This window comes from Chromohalobacter sp. HP20-39 (genome assembly GCF_033052815.1).
Lineage (GTDB): Bacteria > Pseudomonadota > Gammaproteobacteria > Pseudomonadales > Halomonadaceae > Chromohalobacter.
Map to the genome: position 1 here is coordinate 1 of NZ_JAWHTP010000904.1, position 255 is coordinate 255.

Sequence of the window (255 nt, forward strand, 5' to 3'; positions counted from 1 at the left end):
CGCCATGGGGCTTTACACCACCGCCACGTCGCTGGCCGTGGTGCTGACTAACGCCACGGTGCCCACGATCTCGCAGTGGTATGGCTGGCAGAACGCCTTCCGCCTGCTGGGGGGGATCACGCTGGCGTGCGCAGTCGTTGCCTGGATTGTCCTGCGCGATGCGCCCGAAGGCGAGCCGCCGCTCGCGCGCATCAAGGGTGCGGACATCCTCGCGCTGCTCAAGAACCGCAACCTCATCCTGCTGGCCATTGCCGG

General features: G+C 67.5%; 1 protein-coding gene. It reads left to right on the forward strand.

The genetic code is table 11. The annotated features are described in order from the left end of the window. On the forward strand, positions 1-255 hold a 255-nt coding region (locus RVY79_RS20595; protein WP_317466455.1), incomplete at both ends, for an MFS transporter.